This is a genomic window from Mycetohabitans endofungorum, assembly GCF_002927045.1.
In the GTDB taxonomy this organism is placed as follows: Bacteria; Pseudomonadota; Gammaproteobacteria; order Burkholderiales; family Burkholderiaceae; genus Mycetohabitans; species Mycetohabitans endofungorum.
On record NZ_PRDW01000001.1, the window covers coordinates 55,593 to 71,740 of the forward strand.

Genomic DNA, 16,148 nt, shown 5'->3' on the forward strand with positions numbered 1-16,148 from the left:
ACGGAATGAACGGGGCAATGCTGGAGATCAAGGGACTGCAGGTGGCCTACGGGGGCATCCAGGCAGTCAAGGGAGTGGACCTGAAGGTCGGGCAGGGTGAGCTGGTCACGCTGATCGGTGCCAATGGCGCGGGCAAGACCACGACGATGAAGGCGATCACCGGGATCAAGGAATGGGCCGGCGGCGATATCCTCTACCTGGGGCAGTCGATCAAGGGCGTGCCCACGCATGAATTGCTCAAGCGGGGCTTGGCGATGGTGCCGGAGGGCCGGGGCATCTTCGCGCGCATGTCGATTCTGGAAAACATGCAGATGGGCGCGTATCTGCGTACCGACTCGGACGGCATCAAAGCCGATGTGGAGCGCATGTTCGGTTTCTTCCCGCGCCTGAAGGAGCGCGCCACGCAGTGGGCGGGCACGCTTTCGGGGGGCGAGCAGCAGATGCTGGCGATGGCGCGTGCGCTGTTGTCGCGGCCCAAGCTGCTGTTGCTCGACGAGCCGTCGATGGGCCTGTCGCCGATCATGGTGGAGAAGATCTTCGAGGTGGTGCGGGCGATTTCCTCGGAAGGCATGACGGTGTTACTGGTCGAGCAGAACGCCCGCCTTGCGCTGCAAGCAGCCAACCGCGGCTACGTGATGGACTCCGGCGCGATCACGATGTCGGGCGATGCCAAACAGATGCTGGACGATCCGAAGGTGCGCGCCGCCTACCTCGGCGAGTGAGCCAGCCGCGCGTCGGCCCGCATGCCGGCGTCGCCCCCCGGACTCAAAGCACCTGGTCCAGCACGTTGTCGAGCATCGTGAACATTTGGTCGATCTCGGCGCGCGTCACGTTCAATGCCGGCATGAAGCGCAGCAGGTTAGGGCGAGCGGCATTGAGCAGCAGGCCTTCCGGCGCCAGTTCGCGTGCTTTCTGGACGATTTGTGGCCCGACGTCTCGGCCGAGCAGCAACGCGCGCAGCATGCCTTCGCCGCGCTCGCCGGCCAGTCCACGCGCGTCGGACAGCGCAAGCAACCGATCGCTCAGGTAGCGGGCGTTCTCGCGCACGCGTTCGAGAAAGCCCGGCGCGACCAGCTGCGATATCACTGCCTCGCCGACCGCGGACATCAACGGGTTGCCGTTATACGTGCCGCCCTGGTCGCCGGCCTCGAAGCATGCGATCTCGTCGCGGGCGAGCAACGCGGCCAGCGGCACGCCGCCGCCGATACCCTTACCCAGCGTCATGATGTCCGGCTCAATGCCGCTGAGCTGATAGGCGAACAGCGTGCCAGCGCGGCCGCAGCCACTTTGCACCTCGTCGACGATCAGCAGCACGCCGCGTTCGCGGGTGAGGGCCCGCAATTGCTGCATGAACTCACCCGACGCGGGAACCACGCCGGCTTCGCCCTGTATCGGCTCGAGCATCACCGCAACAGTCTTGTCGGTGATCAGCTTCTCGACAGAGCCGATATCGTTGAACTCGGCCTTCGGAAAGCCGGGTACCTGCGGCGCGTATAGCGCGTCCCAACCGGGCTTGCCGCTTGCCGACATCGTCGCCAGCGTGCGGCCGTGGAAGCCGTGGTTGAACGTGATGATCTCGTATGCGCCGCCCTTGAACTTGCGGCCCCACTTGCGCGCGAGCTTAATCGCGCCCTCATTGGCTTCGGCGCCGCTGTTGGCAAAAAATACTTTATCGAAGCAACTGTTGTCGGTCAGCAGCTTCGCCAGCCGTGCCATTGGCTCGTTATAGAACGCCGGACTCGGGTTGATCAACCGTTGCGCCTGCCGGTTCAGCGCGTCGATCATTGCGTCGTTGCAGTGCCCGAGCGCATTGACCGCCCAGCCCTGGATGAAGTCCAGATAGCGCTTGCCGTTGTTGTCGTGTAGCCACGATCCCTTGCCGTGCGTGAAAACGATGTCGGGACGATCGGTGATGTACATCAGCGACTGAACTGGGTAATCCTGAAAATTCATGGCAAGTCTCTTCGCTCAACGGGAATGCGATCGCACGCAACGATCAACGGGACAAAGGATTCGGAAAAAACAAAAGCCACGGAAGTCCGTGGCTTGGTAATCCGGTGCGCGGCCATTCAGCGCGACAGTCCGTAACGAGCCAGCGGCTTCCCTATGGAAGCAGCGAACGGCGACGTCGGAGATGGGCTTGAGCGCGAATCATCCGCGAAGAATACGCGACGCAAGCGTTGGTTGTAAACCGGAAATTGCGTCGCGCTGGTTCAACACGCGGCTCGATGCGGGCACGCCGCCATGGGATCTGGTCAAACCGCGTTCGCCAAATCCGCTGCGCTGGTGAACGAGTCTGCGTAGAATTCGTCGGCCGGCAAGCCGTGATGCGCAGTGAAATCGCGCTGCGCGGCCTCGACCATCACCGGGGCACCGCAAGCATACACCTGATACCCGGACAAGTCTGGCAGATCCTCGATGACGGCACGATGAACGAAACCCGTGCGACCCTGCCAGCTGTCGGCCGGATCGGGTTCGGAGAGCACCGGCACGAACTTGAAGCCGGGCACTTCGCGCGCCCATTGCTCGGCCAGGCTTGCCAGATACAGATCACCGCGCCGGCGGCCGCCCCAATACAGCGTCATGGGGCGTGTGATGCCCTTGAAGCGTGCATGCTCGATGATCGCCTTGATAGGCGCAAAGCCTGTTCCCGATGCGAGCAGCACGATCGGCTTGTTGGAGTCCTCGCGCAAGAAGAACGTGCCGAGCGGGCCCTCGAAGCGAAGGATGTCGCGTTCCTTCATTGCACCGAACACGTGGTCGGTGAAAACGCCGCCCGGCATGTGCCTGATATGCAGTTCGAGCGGGCCTTCATGGTGTGGCGCGCTCGCCATTGAATAGCTGCGGCGCGTGCCGTCCTTCAGGATGAACTCGATGTACTGGCCCGCCAGATATTGCAGCCGCTCATTGGCCGGCAGTTGCAGCTTGAGCACGATCACGTCGTGCGCCACGCGCTCCAGTGCATTGACGCGGCACGGCAGCTTCTTCACTTGCATGTCGCCCACGCCGGCGATCTCACGGATATCGATTTCCAGGTCAGATTGTGCGGTGGCGCAGCAAAATAGCGCCATGCCGCGGGTTTTTTCGTCGTTCGACAGCGCCGATGACGAATGCGAACGCTGCTCGATACTGCCGCTCACGAGCTGGCCCTTGCATGAGCCGCATGCGCCGTTCTTGCAGCCGTACGGCAAGCCGATGCCCTGACGCAGCGCCGCGGTCAGAACCGGTTCGTCGGCTTCGACTTGGAATTGCTTGCCGCTCTGTCGGATCGTTACGTTGAATGCCATAGTTCAATCGAGTAATAACAAAAACGTTTGATCGGCCGGCCCGCTACAATGTATCCGATGACCCTTTTCAGCCGATCTTTCCAATGGTGCGCCACGCCGCCGCATGCAGTGGCCGCTGTTTCCACCGCCGCGTCGCCTGTGCGCAGCGGCGGTGGTGTGCCTGTGCCGCGCCGCCGTGCTTTGGGCCGCCCCCGCATCCTGGTGGTCGGCTGCGGCGATGTCGGATTGCGCTGCGCGGCATGGCTGCGCGAACGCTTTCGCGTGTTCGCCCTGACGACTCAGCCGGCACGTTTCGCATCGCTGCGCTCGGCCGGGCTCGTGCCGCTGCTCGGCGATCTCGACGACCGGCGCTCGCTGGCGCGCGCCGCACGCGTGGCGCGGGAAATGCTCCATTTGGCGCCGCCGCAAGCCCAGGGTGTGACAGATCGCCGCACTGCTGCGCTATTGGCTGCGTTGGGCGCGCGACGGGGTCTGCGGCGCGCCGCCCGCGCACCGCGCGTCGCCATGGGTGCGCAGAGCATCGTCACGCGTCGCGTCGCTGGCAGCACACACGCGATTGTCGAGCGCGTCATGACCGAGAGCGCCATTGTACCCGAGCGGCCACCGCGCGCCGTGCGGCACCGACGGTGGCCGCCGGGCCCGCTGCGCCAGCCGCCGCCGGTACGCATTGTCTATCTGAGCACCACAGGGGTCTATGGCGATTGCGATGGTGCGCTCATCGATGAGACGCGGCCCGTGCGGCCGGTCAACGCGCGTGCGGTGCGCCGTGTATCGGCCGAGCGCCAATTGCGTCGCGCCGGCTCACGAGGATCTGCCAGGGTGTCGATTCTCAGGGTGCCCGGGATCTATGCCATCGAGCGGTTGCCCGTGGAGCGGCTGCGACGCGGTACGCCGGCTTTGTGCGATGTGGACGACGTCTATACCGGTCATGTCCATGCGGAGGACCTCGCCGCTATCGCGGTCCGGGCGTTGTTCCGCGGCCGCCCGCAGCGCGTCGTTCATGCGGTCGACGCTACGCATTGGAAGATGGGCGAGTATTTCGACCGTATCGCCCACGCATGCGGCTTGCGCCCGGTGCCGCGCATCACCCGGCAACAGGCTGAAGCCACGCTCGACGCGGCATTGTTATCGTTTATGCGCGAATCCCGACGCCTGGTCAACCGACGTTTGCGCGTTGAACTCGCGGTCAAGTTGCGCTACCCGAGTGTCGAGGACTTTTTGCGCGAGCACGCGCGCCAATTGTCGAACGCGCATCGTTGACGCTGTTCACAACGCGAGCATTGGCATGGCCTCGATAATCGCGAAACACAGCAATGCGCCAAGGATCGCGCCGATCAGGTTGGGATGGTATTTGCGCTTGAGATGAAGCGCGGTCAGCAATGCCCCGATCAGTATTGCGCCGAGCAGCGCGAACGCAATCATCATATAGGTGATCTCGAAGGTGTCGCCGGTGATCATGGTGCCGTCCTCCACAGCATACGCCCGATGGCGTCCTTATTTGTCAGTATAGACACATGACTGCGGAAAGCATGTTGCGGTGCAGCAGTGGCACGCCCGAGCTGACGCGTACAGGGGGTCCGCAGCTTGCCAGTGTGCCGAAGATCGGTTATGCCGTTCGCTTTATCCCGTCAACATGCCGAGTTCCTCGGTTTCGAGCCACTGCCACTGCCCCTGCGCGAGCGACGCGGGCAGTACGAACGCCCCGATGGCCTCGCGATGGAGTTGCTCGACACGGTTGCCCGCGGCGGCGATCATCCGCTTGACCTGGTGGTATTTTCCCTCGGTGAGCACCAATTCGATCGTGCGTTCATCGCGCCGCCGTGCCGAGCGCGCCGTGCTCACCGCCGGCTCGCCGTGCAGCTGCACTCCTTGACGCAGCGCATTGAGCTGAGCGTCCTGCACTGGATGGCGCGTGGTGGCGACGTACGTCTTCGGTATCTTGTGCTTGGGCGAGCCCAGCCGATGGATGAAGGCCCCATCGTCGGAGAGTAACAACAGGCCCGTCGTATCCGCATCGAGGCGGCCCACGCATTGCACGCCGCGTGTGATCAGCGCGGGGGGAAGCAGGCTATAGACGCTCGGATAGTGCTGCGGCGCGTGCGAGCACTCATACCCGGGTGGTTTGTGCAAGACCAGATAGGCCTTGTGCCGATACTCCCAGCGTACGCTGTCCACGTGGAACACCAGCCCCGCTGTCTCGAAGACGGCATTCGGATCATCGCAGCGCTGCTCGCCAATCGTGATTGCGCCTCGGATGACGAGCGCTCTGCACTCGCGCCGCGATCCGAAGCCTTGGGAAAAAAGAATGCTTTCGAGGTTCATGTGTCGGGATTCTAACAATGCCATCGTCCGCCGCGGTCGGTGTAGGCTGCGCCCGTTATCGCGTGCCCGCGCACCGGCGCGTCGCGGCTTGCCGAGGTGCGGGCCCCGTGTGAGCGACTGTGCAACACTTGTGCGTTAGGCCAATCCGACATCGTCATCTTGCTGACATACAATGGCCCTTTGTTCCCGCACGTCGGTGAGCCGGTTCGATTTTTCTGATGCAGACATTTTTCGCGTTTGTTGCTGCCCTGCTGCTGGTCTTTCTCAATGGTTTCTTCGTTGCCGCGGAATTCTCGCTGGTCAAGCTGCGCGGCACGCGGGTTGCGGCCATTTCCCGGCAATACGGCTGGCGGGGCCGCGTATTGTCGCGCGTGCATGCCCACCTGGACGCTTACCTGTCAGCCTGCCAACTCGGCATCACGCTTGCATCGCTCGGCTTGGGCTGGTTGGGAGAGCCGGCGTTTGCCCATTTGCTAGCCCCGCTGTTCGGCATGCTGCAAATCGTGCCGCCGCTTGCCGACGCAATCGCGCTGGCGCTGGCGTTCCTGATCATTTCGTTCCTGCATATCGTGGCGGGTGAGCTTGCGCCGAAATCGCTCGCCATCCGGATGCCGGAGCGCGCCGGCCTGTTGACCGCCGTGCCGCTATACCTGTTCTACTGGATCATGTATCCGGCCATTGCACTGCTCAATGTTAGCTCGAACCGGATGCTCGCGTGGTTTGGCCTGTCGGACGCCGGGCAGGCTGAAGCCCCGTATGGTCGTGACGAGCTGAAGCTGATCGTGCGTGCGAGCCGCTCCCATCGGCAGTTCTCGAGCGACGAGCTTAGTACGTTGTCGCACTCGCTGGAGTTCGGCGAACTGACTGCATCGGACCTGATGCGTCCGCTGCGCGACGCGGTGAGCTTCAACGTGAGTCTGTCATTCGACGCGAATCTGGCGTTGGCGGCAAAGAGCCGCTACAGCCGGTATCCGCTCTTCGACGAAAGCGGCGACAAGGTGCTTGGCATGGTTGATGTGAAAGATTTGCTGTTTCGTCGTCTCGAAGGGCATACATCGCGCGACCTGCGCGAACTCGCGCGCCCCGTGCTCGAGGTGTTGCCGGAGATGCCCGCGCTCGAACTGCTGCGGCGCTTTCGCTCGGGTGCGCCTCACTTTGCGGTGATCGGGCGTCCCGGGCTGAAGCCGGTCGGCTTCGTCACGTTGCCGGACCTGCTTGCGGCGCTGGTGGGCCAGATCCGGGACGATACGCGCGCAACTGATGTTGAATGGCAACGGCAGCCGGATGGCAGCGTGATCGGTCGTGGCAGCCTGTCGATCGTTTCGCTCGAGCACCTGCTGGGCGTGGATTTTGGTGAGCAGTCGGCCGAGTCGGTCGGCGGCATGATCCTGGACAAACTGGGCGAATTACCGCAGCAGGGGCAGAGCGTGGACTTCGGCTCATGCCTGATCACCGTCAACGAACGGGTCGGTCCGCGAATCGTGACGGTCAAGGTTTGGCCGAAAACGCCGCAGGGTGCGCCAGCGTAGCCGCGCCGATTCCATTGTCCGCGTCAGCCTGCTTGGTGTTTCACACCGCCGCGGCAAAACCGACGCAGCGGCATCAGGCGGTCCCCGAACCAGGCGCGGTGCAGCAAATAAAAGAAAAACCCCGTGAGACCTTGATCTCACGGGGTTTGTCCGAATACTGCGGCCTACGCCGAAATATCTGTTGGTGCCCGGGGCCGGAATCGAACCGGCACGCCTTGCGGCGGGGGATTTTCTTCCCACTTCGGCTTTCGCCGCCGCCCTCTCGGAGAGAGGACGTTCGTGGTCTGGAGCACGCCTTCACCTTAGCCTGTTGGCCTTAGGTGCCCGCCGTCTGCTCTCTACACCTTCCAAGGCGCCTCACGGCGCCAAGGCTTGGCTCGGCATTAGCTCGGACTTGCGTCCAGGGCCTTCACCGAGTTTGACGGGCTTCACCTCCGGGGTTTCCCCTGAAGGGCTCAAATTTGGTTTGAGTCCCCTGCGTCTACCAATTTCACCACCCGGGCAAAACGGTGAAGCAGTTTGCAACACTACCTCACACTCACTATCTATGAGTGATGCTAATCCGCGTAGGACCGAGGTCACCGCGCGGCGCAGACCGTGATTATGTCGCAATTCGACACGCTCGGCAAGCATGTCAACGCAGATGTCCACTCACTTCACAATTCATACGAATTGGCGTTGCCCCGCATCGCCTGTTCGACCAACTTGCGGTTCAGCGTCGGCGAGAGCAATTCGATAAATGTATAGACGTAGCCGCGCAGGTAGGTGCCTTGTTTCAATGCAACCCGTGTAGTGTTGGTACCGAATAGGCGGCCAACGGGAATCGCGCGTAGCTGCCGGTCGCGCTCCGCGTTGAATGCGACGTCGGCCATGATCCCCACGCCCAGGCCCAGTTCGACATAGGTCTTAATGACATCCGCGTCGATCGCCTCGAGGATGATGTCTGGTGTGAGTCCGTGCAAAGCGAACGCCTGGTTGATCTTCGAGCGCCCCGCGAACGCGTTGTCATAGGTGATCAACGGAAATTGCGCGAGATCGTCCAGCGTGATCTGTTGCTTTCTGTCAAGCAACGCATGCTCGGGCGGCGTGACCGCCAAGTGATGCCACTGGAATGCCGGCAGCGAGACTAGGTCCTTATACGTCGAGATGGCCTCGGTCGCGATGGCCAGGTCGGCCTGGTCGCGCAGGACCATATCGGCGACCTGGGTCGGGTTGCCTTGCAGAATTGACAGGTGCACCTTCGGAAACCGTTTTTTGAACTCGGCCACCGCCTGTGGCAATGAATACCGCGCTTGCGTGTGAGTAGCGGCGATCACCAGATTGCCTTGGTCCTGCGCTGCGTAATCTTTCCCGACTCTTTTTAGGCTTTCGACCTCTTGCAGGATTTTTTCCACCGAGGACAGGATGATCCTGCCAGGTTCGGTCAACGAGCGCACGCGCTTGCCGTGCCGGGTGAAGATTTCGACGCCAAGTTCGTCCTCCAACTCGATGATCGCCTTCGATACGCCAGGTTGCGAGGTGTACAGGGCTTTGGCCGCCTCGGTTAGATTGAAATTCTGACGGACGACCTCGCGCACGAACCGGAACTGATGCAGGTTCATATATAACCCCTCCGCATATAGACAGAATTTTTTAGTCGTTTGACGTATAAGGCGAGTCTATTACGATTTCCCCAGATTTTCCAATATCGATATCTGTTTTTGTGCTTTGCAAATGGCGGATTATTTGAACGGGACGGCGGCGCGCATATTACCCGGGAAGAGTGGGCCGGTGCAGTGCACCGTCGGCGTGCAACGCACACGAAAGACTGGGGCCCTACATGTATCAATACGACCCGTACGACCAGACGATCGTCAACGAGCGCGTCCGGCAATATGCCGATCAGGTCTGCCGGCGTTTGTCCGGAGAACTGACCGAGGAAGAATTCCGCCCGCTGCGACTGCAAAACGGGTTGTATATGCAGCGGCACGCCTATATGCATCGTATTGCGGTTCCGTACGGCAACCTGCGTAGCGACCAGTTGCGGATGCTGGCGCGCATTGCACGCGAGCACGATCGCGGCTACGGCCATTTCTCGACGCGCTCGAACATGCAGTTCAACTGGATTAAACTGGAAGAAACGCCAGAGATCCTGCGCAAGCTCGCGTCGGTGCAGATGCACGCGATCCAGACCTCGGGCAACTGCATCCGTAACATTACCGCTGACCAGTTCGCCGGCGTCGCGCCGGACGAGATCGTCGATCCGCGTCCATGGGCTGAGTTGCTGCGCCAATGGTCCACATTCCATCCCGAATTTGCGTGGCTGCCGCGCAAGTTCAAGATCGCCGTTGCCGGCGCGACACAGGATCGTGCCGCTGTGCAATTACACGACCTGGGCATTTATCTGAAGCGCGACGCCGATGGCGAGGTGGTGTGCAGCGTGCTGGCGGGTGGCGGCATGGGCCGCACGCCCATTCTGGGCACGATCATCAAGGAGGATCTGCCGTGGCAGCACCTGCTGACGTACTGCGAGGCCGTGCTGCGGGTGTATAACCGGTTCGGCCGTCGCGACAATTTGTTCAAGGCGCGGATCAAGATCCTGGTCAAGGCGCTTGGCAAGGACAAGTTCTCGCAGCAGGTGGAACAGGAGTGGCAACACTTGAAGGACGGCCCCTCGACACTGACCCGCGACGAGGTGCAGCGCGTCGCGCAGCATTTCGCGCCGCCCCCGTATGAAAAGCTGTCCGATACCGACGCGTCGTTCGAAAAGCACTTGCTGGAGAACCGAGCATTCGCGCGCTGGGTCGAGCGCAATGTGCACCCTCATCGCGTGCCGGGCTATGCCGCGGTGACGTTGTCATTGAAACCCGGCGCCATGTGGAAATATCAGCCGCCGGGCGACGTGACCGATACGCAAATGGAAGCGCTCGCCGATTGGGCCGATGCGTACAGTTTCGGTCAGCTTCGCGTGTCGCATGAGCAGAACCTGATCCTGGCGAACGTGAAGAAGCGCGATTTGTATACGCTGTGGGAAAAGGCCCGCGAGATCGGCTGCGGCGCGCCGAACATCGGGTTACTCACCGACATCATCGCCTGCCCGGGCGGCGATTTTTGCTCGTTGGCCAACGCGAAGTCGATCCCGATCGCACAGGCAATCCAGCAGCGCTTCGACGACCTGGATTACGTGTACGACCTGGGCGAGCTGTCGTTGAACATCTCCGGCTGCATGAACTCGTGCGGCCACCACCACGTCGGCAATATCGGCATTCTGGGCGTGGACAAGGATGGCGCCGAGTGGTACCAGGTCTCGCTTGGCGGCGAGCAAGGCAACGCGTCGGCACTGGGCCGGGTGATCGGGCCGTCGTTCGCGGCCGATGAGGTGCCGGAGGTTATCACCAAGGTGATCGATACGTTCGTCGAGCATCGCGTCGATGACAAACGTTTCATCGATACGTATAAGCGGATCGGCATTGCGCCGTTCAAGGAGCGGGTGTACGCGGCACGTCAATCGGCGCACGCGTGAGGTGGAAGATGACTCAAGCCATTGAAAAAATCATCCGACAACGCCAGGTCGTGGACGACGACTGGAGCGTCGTGCGTGCCGCGCCGGCGCGGTGACGCTTCACCCGTTGTGCGCTTCACCCATTGCGCGCTCGCAGCATTCCGCGAGCGCGTGCAACACCGCTTCGTCCTCGCCGACGGATGACGCGCAATCGATGTGCACGTGCGGATGGGCGGCGCGAGCTTGACTGAGCAACGCCGGCAAGTCGCGCTGCACGTGGCCGCCCTGGCCCATAAACACCGGCACGACGACGATCCGGTTGCATCCGTCGGCGACCTGCGCTGCAATCGCGGCTTGCAGCGGCGGTGGCATCCATTCCAGGAACGCGAGCGACACTGGGCCCTCGTCCTGCTGCGCACGGCGGCGCGCCCGCACGAGCGACGCGACCCGCTCGAACGGCTCGGCCCAGCGCGAATCGCGCGCGCCGTGGCCTAACAGAATCAATCCGCTGCTTGATGCTGACATGGCGATACTCCTGGTCGATCACGCACCGCGCTGGCACGATGGGGCTATCGAGATGACACCGGCGTGGGCGTTAGTGGCGGTCGACCCAGCGCAGCGCGAGCAATCCCAACGCAAGATAGATCAGGCCGGGTGTCGCAGCTGTCAACGGCGCGGGCCAGGTGTTGAGCGTGCCGATGTGCGAGAACAGCGTGTTGAACAGTTGGAAGCTCATGCCGAGCATGATGCCGCCGAACACCTTGACGCCGACGACGCCCGCGCGCGTATGCAGGTAGGCAAACGGCAGCGACAGCACCAACATCACTAAGACTGCGAACGGATAGAGCAGCTTGCGCCACAGCGCAATCATATAGCGTTGTGCATCCTGGTGATTCTCGCGCAAATGCTGCACGTACGAAAACAGGTTCGTCATCGACATCCGGTCCGGCGCAACCAGCAACACCGACAGGATCTGCGGTGTTAGCTCGGAGCGCATCTGGTACTCCGGCATTGAAACTTGCGCGGACTTGTACACGGGATTGAGCACGTCCTTGGCTGTTGCGGCGGCCGGCGCCACATCGTGCAGCTGCGTTTCCGTCACGCCCTTGAGCAGCCACTGGCCCGGCCGTACGTAACGGCCGCTGTCGGCCGTGCGCACGTCCGCAAGACGGAACTGTGAATCGAATTCGTAGATCCGCACGTTCGAAATGGTCGCGTCCGGCTTTAGCTCTCCTACGTTCACAAAGCGCGTGAGCTGCGCGGTGGTGCCACTGCCCGGCACCGTATCCTTGACCCACACGCCCGATTGGAAATTGCTCGATACCGAGGAGCCGAGCGCCTCCAAGCGCACGCGCTCGGACAACTGGTCGGTGTAGGGGCCGACGACTTCGCCGATCACGAAGGTCAGCACGACGATCGGCACGCCGATTTTCAGCAGCGAGCCGAGCGCGCGATGCGTGGACAGCCCCGAGACGCGAAAAATCGTGAACTCGGAACTGGCCGCCATCTGCGCGAACACATAGATCGCGCTGATCAGCGCGGCGACCGGGATGATCTCGTAGAACCGCGACGGCGTCTGCAGCATCACGCGCAGCACCGCATAGCTGAACTTATAGTTGCCGTGCCCGACGGAGTTCAGTTCGCTGATCAGGTCGAAAAAGAAAAACAACCCTGAGAACGCGAACAGGATGAACGCAAAGGTCAGGTAGACCTGCTTGGCGAAGTACCTTTCGTAGAGGCGCATCGGTCAGCCTCCGGACGCCGCGTGCAGCGTCGGGCGCCGCAGCAGCGGACGGTTGCGCACGCGCAACCAGAACACGAAGGCGACGATCGCTGAGACGATCACGTGCAGTCCCAGCAGCCCGGGCACGAACGCGATTTTGCCTTGCTCGACCCAGGCTTGAACCAGGTTCATCAAGTTTGAATACGTCAGGTAGATGAGCACCGCGAGCACCAGATTGATCGTGCGGCCGCGCCGTGGGTTCTGGTACGCGAGCGGAATCGCCAGCAGCATCAGGTTGAGCGCAGTCAACGGCAGGCCGGCCCGCCACGCGAACTCGGCCAGATTGGTATTGTTCGGCTCGCGCAGCAGCGTGGCCGTCGGCAGGCTGGTGGTCGTCGGCCGGTTCACCAGTTGTTGGCTCTGGACCTTGACCCCGTAGCGCGCGAATTCCATGATGCGGAAATCGGGTTTGCCCGGTTCGCCATCGTAGCGGCGTCCGTTCTCCAATACGACGAAGCGATCGCCATTCGGGTGGATCTCCGTATGGCCGGTCTTGGATACGACGACGTTGACCTTGCCGTTTTCCGTGCTCGTCACGAATACGTTTTCGACGCGTTTCTGATCGGGGCTCATCTTCTCGATGAAGAACACCCGATGGTTCGAGGCGGACTCGCGAAACTGGCCGGGCGCGAGCAGCGACACCTCGTCGCGCTGTTGGAAGCGCTCACGAATCAGCTTGCTTTGCTCGTTCGCCCACGGCCAGCCGACGAATGCAAAAAAGGCGATCAGCACGACGATCGGCGCGGCAAACGTCGCGATCGGTTTGATCAGCCGGGTCAGGCTCACGCCGGACGAAAGCCAGACCACCATCTCGGAGTCACGGTACCAGCGCGTGAGCACGAACAGGATCGACACGAACAGCGTTGCAATCAGCATCACCGCCACATAGCTGATCATCGTCAAGCCGATCAGCACGACGACGTCGCGAGGATCGATCTCGCCCGAGGCGGCAAAGCCAACGATGCGGATCATCATCGTCGTTAGCACGAGGGTGAGCAGCACGAGGAAAACCGCGCCGGCCGTATAGGCGAGTTCGCGCTGCAAGGAGCGTTCAAGGATCATCTGGTCACATCATGTTCGTGTCCCGGCTGCCGGCTTGGACCACGGTGGCGAGCCGGGATTCACAGCCCGTCCACGATGGGCGTTTCCATGCGCGTGACGCACGTGGACCGGTCCGTCGAAGGGGGACATCCAGCGCCAGCAACGCCGCGGTAGAAAAAATAGCGGATAATTGCGGCTTGGTTTGACTAACAGCCCAGGATTCTAGCCAAGGACGAGCGCGATGGACTTTAGCACAAAAGCCTGTGATTGGAACAAAGCCGCGGACAGCGCCTTGCTCAACGCAAAGTCGGATTGCATCGTGGTCGGCGTATTCGATGCGCAGACGCTGTCCGGTGCCGCACAAAAGCTTGATGCCGCGACCAAGGGGCTGGTCAGCCGCCTGGTCAAGAGCGGCGACTTAGGCGGCAAGGCCGGCTCGACGCTAATGCTACGCGAAGTGGCTGGTATTGGCGCGTCGCGCGTGTTGCTGGTGGGCCTGGGCAAGCAGGACGCGCTGGGCTCGAAGACGTTCACCGATGCGGCGCGCGCAGCGTGGCGCGCGGTATTGGCCACGCGCGCAGCCAACGTGACATGGGCGCTCGCGCAGGTGGCGGTCAACGACCGCGATGCCAGCTGGAGCGCGCGCATGAGCGCGTTGACGCTGCGCGAGCTGACCTACCAATATACGCAGACCAAATCCAAGCCGGCGGCCGACGCGGCCAATGGCGGCGCAGTGAAGAAGGTGATCGTGGTCGTGGACCCCGCACACGAGAAGGCGGTGCGCGTCGCGTTAAAGGAGGGCGTGGCGATCGCCAATGGCATGGACCTGACCCGCGAGCTGGGCAACCTGCCGGGCAATATCTGCACGCCGACGTACCTGGCCGGTGTTGCGAAACAACTGGCGAAGGACTGGAAGCTGAAGGTCGAGGTGCTGGGCCAGAAGCGGATCGAGGCGTTGAAGATGGGCTCGTTTCTGTCGGTCGCCAAGGGCTCGGCGCAGCCGCCGCAATTCATCGTGCTGCAGTACCAGGGCGCTGGGGCGAAGCAGGCGCCGGTGGTGCTGGTCGGCAAAGGCATCACATTCGACTCGGGGGGCATCTCGATCAAGCCGGGTGAAGGCATGGACGAGATGAAGTATGACATGTGCGGTGCCGGCTCGGTGCTCGGTACATTCCGCGCGATTGCCGAGATGGGCTTGAAGCTGAACGTCGTTGGCCTGATCCCGACTTGCGAGAACATGCCGAGCGGCAATGCGAACAAGCCGGGCGACATCGTGACCAGCCTGTCCGGCCAGACGATCGAAATCCTGAACACCGACGCCGAGGGGCGGCTGGTCCTGTGCGATGCGCTCACGTACGCGGAGCGCTTTAAGCCGGCCGCCGTGATCGACATCGCGACGCTGACCGGCGCCTGCGTGATCGCGTTGGGACACCACAATAGCGGCTTGTTCTCGAAGGACGATGCGTTGGCCGACGCGTTGCTCGCGGCCGGCCGCCACGCGTCGGATCCCGCGTGGCGGTTGCCGCTGGACGACGAATACCAGGAGCAGTTGAAGTCGAATTTCGCGGACATGGCCAACATTGGTGGGCGGCCCGCCGGCAGCGTGACGGCCGCGTGCTTTCTCGCGCGTTTTGCGCAGGCCTACCCGTGGGCGCACCTGGACATCGCCGGCACCGCGTGGAAGAGCGGCAGCGCAAAGGGCGCAACTGGACGCCCCGTGCCGCTGCTCACGCAATTTTTGATCGATCGCGCGAAGTGATGCCCGCCGGAGCGCACCGCGCCACATCAATGAACCAGCGAGGCTCGGGCTGCCGATGACCCGTGTGGACTTTCACACCCACGTCGCGGATCCACTGGGCTATGCGTGCCGGCTGGCGCGCAAGGCCTACCAGGCCGCACAGCCGCTCGTCGTGCTGGGCGAGCCCGCCGTGCTGCGCGCCTTCGACGAGCGGCTGTGGACGTTTTCGCCGCTGGACTTCATCCCGCATTGTATGGCCGGCTCGGCGCTGGCTGACGAGACGCCGGTGGTGCTGACCACCGACCTGGATCAGGCGCCGCACTACGCGATCCTGCTCAACCTGGGCAGCGCGGTGCCGCCGCAATTCGCGCGTTTCGAGCGGTTGCTCGAGGTTATCGGCAATGACGAGCACGGGCTCGCGGCCGGGCGCGAGCGGTATCGCTTCTATCGGGACCGCGGCTACACGTTGAACATGTATAAGCAAGGCGGGTGACGGACGCCGGTTCGGCGCCGCAATCCGTATCGACCACGGAGTGAACCATGGCTGACCCGATCGACGAATCCATCCCGGTGCTGACCGACGTGCTGGTCAGTGGCGCGCCCGAGATGGCCCGCAGCCGCGCTCAATGGCTCGTCGAGCGGTGCACGACGGAACCGGCGTGCACCCATGCGTCCCGTATCGATGCCGATTTCGTGCCGGTGCCGCCGGACGGCGGATGGGCTGCGCCTGACGTGGATCGTATCGTCGAACGGCTGCGTGCTCGTCTGGGCGTGTACTTGACCGGCGAGGGACGCGATGCGATCGAGGCGCGCTGCCGCGAGGCGTTCGCCGAGCATGCGGGTTGGCTTGTGAGCCAGGTCACGCGCGAAGTCGTGCTGACGCTCGAAACAGAATTGGAGCAGTGGGTGCACGATGCGCTGGATGCCGAGATCGAGCAGCGCGCCGACCAGCACTGAGCCGATGCCG

General features: G+C 62.7%; 15 protein-coding genes. 7 read left to right on the plus strand and 8 right to left on the minus strand.

Features of this window, described 5'->3' with window-relative positions:
- The first annotated feature begins 5 nt into the window (after window positions 1-5).
- Window positions 6-722: an ABC transporter ATP-binding protein gene (locus B0O95_RS00280; RefSeq protein WP_104076312.1), complete on the plus strand. Its 717-nt coding sequence runs from the start codon at window positions 6-8 to the stop codon at window positions 720-722.
- A gap of 43 nt (window positions 723-765) precedes the next feature.
- On the opposite strand, the gene B0O95_RS00285 is transcribed toward B0O95_RS00280, so the two are convergent.
- Window positions 766-1,953, minus strand: coding sequence for an acetylornithine transaminase (locus tag B0O95_RS00285; RefSeq protein WP_104076095.1), 1,188 nt, complete (start codon window positions 1,951-1,953; stop codon window positions 766-768).
- Window positions 1,954-2,255: 302 nt separating this feature from the next.
- Entirely contained in the window at window positions 2,256-3,287 is a 1,032-nt protein-coding gene (locus B0O95_RS00290; protein WP_104076096.1) for a CDP-6-deoxy-delta-3,4-glucoseen reductase, read from the minus strand.
- Between the two features lie 162 nt (window positions 3,288-3,449).
- Here B0O95_RS00290 and B0O95_RS00295 point away from each other — a divergent pair, with 162 nt between their 5' ends.
- A complete protein-coding gene (locus B0O95_RS00295; RefSeq protein ID WP_104076313.1) occupies window positions 3,450-4,547 on the plus strand; it encodes a Rossmann-fold NAD(P)-binding domain-containing protein in 1,098 nt (365 codons plus the stop codon).
- A 6-nt stretch (window positions 4,548-4,553) separates the two neighbouring features.
- Here B0O95_RS00295 and B0O95_RS00300 read toward each other — a convergent pair whose 3' ends face one another.
- The gene (locus tag B0O95_RS00300; protein ID WP_076787369.1) at window positions 4,554-4,745 is read right to left on the minus strand and encodes a hypothetical protein; all 192 of its coding nucleotides are present in this window, start codon (window positions 4,743-4,745) and stop codon (window positions 4,554-4,556) included.
- Window positions 4,746-4,907: 162 nt separating this feature from the next.
- Window positions 4,908-5,609 carry a 16S rRNA pseudouridine(516) synthase gene (locus tag B0O95_RS00305; RefSeq protein ID WP_104076097.1) on the minus strand — a complete coding sequence of 234 codons (702 nt, stop codon included), beginning with the start codon at window positions 5,607-5,609 and terminating at the stop codon, window positions 4,908-4,910.
- A 218-nt stretch (window positions 5,610-5,827) separates the two neighbouring features.
- Between B0O95_RS00305 and B0O95_RS00310 the strand changes: the two genes are divergently transcribed.
- Window positions 5,828-7,138 carry a hemolysin family protein gene (locus B0O95_RS00310; protein ID WP_104076098.1) on the plus strand — a complete coding sequence of 437 codons (1,311 nt, stop codon included), beginning with the start codon at window positions 5,828-5,830 and terminating at the stop codon, window positions 7,136-7,138.
- A gap of 656 nt (window positions 7,139-7,794) precedes the next feature.
- Here B0O95_RS00310 and B0O95_RS00315 read toward each other — a convergent pair.
- Window positions 7,795-8,739, minus strand: a complete 945-nt coding sequence (locus tag B0O95_RS00315) for a CysB family HTH-type transcriptional regulator (protein WP_104076099.1) — start codon at window positions 8,737-8,739, stop codon at window positions 7,795-7,797.
- A gap of 218 nt (window positions 8,740-8,957) precedes the next feature.
- On the opposite strand from B0O95_RS00315, the gene B0O95_RS00320 reads away from it, so the two are divergent.
- Window positions 8,958-10,640, plus strand: coding sequence for a nitrite/sulfite reductase (locus B0O95_RS00320; protein WP_104076100.1), 1,683 nt, complete (start codon window positions 8,958-8,960; stop codon window positions 10,638-10,640).
- Window positions 10,641-10,739: 99 nt separating this feature from the next.
- On the opposite strand, the gene B0O95_RS00330 is transcribed toward B0O95_RS00320, so the two are convergent.
- The 3 genes from B0O95_RS00330 to lptF form a co-directional block, all read right to left on the minus strand.
- A complete protein-coding gene (locus B0O95_RS00330; protein WP_104076101.1) occupies window positions 10,740-11,144 on the minus strand; it encodes a sirohydrochlorin chelatase in 405 nt (134 codons plus the stop codon).
- Between the two features lie 70 nt (window positions 11,145-11,214).
- Complete coding sequence (gene lptG, locus B0O95_RS00335; RefSeq protein WP_104076102.1) at window positions 11,215-12,363, minus strand: LPS export ABC transporter permease LptG; 1,149 nt, start codon at window positions 12,361-12,363, stop codon at window positions 11,215-11,217.
- Window positions 12,364-12,366: 3 nt separating this feature from the next.
- Window positions 12,367-13,464, minus strand: a complete 1,098-nt coding sequence (gene lptF, locus B0O95_RS00340; RefSeq protein ID WP_104076103.1) for an LPS export ABC transporter permease LptF — start codon at window positions 13,462-13,464, stop codon at window positions 12,367-12,369.
- A gap of 220 nt (window positions 13,465-13,684) precedes the next feature.
- On the opposite strand from lptF, the gene B0O95_RS00345 reads away from it, so the two are divergent.
- Genes B0O95_RS00345 through B0O95_RS17095 form a run of 3 tightly spaced genes read left to right on the plus strand, consistent with a single transcriptional unit; the run spans window position 13,685 to window position 16,138 of the window.
- The gene (locus B0O95_RS00345; RefSeq protein ID WP_104076104.1) at window positions 13,685-15,202 is read left to right on the plus strand and encodes a leucyl aminopeptidase; all 1,518 of its coding nucleotides are present in this window, start codon (window positions 13,685-13,687) and stop codon (window positions 15,200-15,202) included.
- Window positions 15,203-15,257: 55 nt separating this feature from the next.
- On the plus strand, window positions 15,258-15,674 hold the full coding sequence (locus tag B0O95_RS00350; protein ID WP_104076105.1) for a DNA polymerase III subunit chi: 417 nt from the start codon (window positions 15,258-15,260) through the stop codon (window positions 15,672-15,674).
- A gap of 47 nt (window positions 15,675-15,721) precedes the next feature.
- Window positions 15,722-16,138 carry a DUF2486 family protein gene (locus B0O95_RS17095; protein WP_104076106.1) on the plus strand — a complete coding sequence of 139 codons (417 nt, stop codon included), beginning with the start codon at window positions 15,722-15,724 and terminating at the stop codon, window positions 16,136-16,138.
- Window positions 16,139-16,148 lie beyond the last annotated feature (10 nt).